1 protein-coding gene is annotated in these 368 nt (G+C 65.2%); it reads left to right on the top strand.

Annotated elements, in window-relative coordinates; genetic code table 11:
- Positions 1-368, top strand: a 368-nt coding sequence (locus EN851_RS34550) for an SDR family NAD(P)-dependent oxidoreductase (RefSeq protein WP_135931069.1), incomplete at both ends; no start/stop codon positions are given.

Raw genomic sequence — 368 nt, 5'->3', positions numbered from 1 at the left:
GCCATCGTCACCGGCGGCGCGCGCGGCATAGGGCTCGCCTGCGCCGAGGCGCTGGCCGATGCCGGCTTCGACATCCTCGTCGCCGATCTGGCCGGGAAGCCCGCCGACGGACTAGCTGAAAAGATCACCGGGCGCGGCGCGAAGTTTGCCTATGCCGCTTGCGATATCGCCGATCTTACATGCCATTCGAAATTGGTCGAAACAACCATGCGCGCCTTCGGCCGCATCGATTGCCTGGTCAACAATGCCGGCATCGGCGCCGTCGTGCGCGGCGACCTGCTGGAGCTGAAGCCCGAGAATTTCGACCGCGCGCTGGATACCAATTTGCGCGGCACGGTGTTTCTCAGCCAGGCCGTCGCCAAGGCCAT

The organism is Mesorhizobium sp. M8A.F.Ca.ET.208.01.1.1 (assembly GCF_004791315.1).
GTDB lineage: Bacteria > Pseudomonadota > Alphaproteobacteria > Rhizobiales > Rhizobiaceae > Mesorhizobium.
The sequence above is the reverse complement of the archived record's forward strand: the minus strand, read 5'-3'. Positions and strand labels throughout refer to the sequence as shown.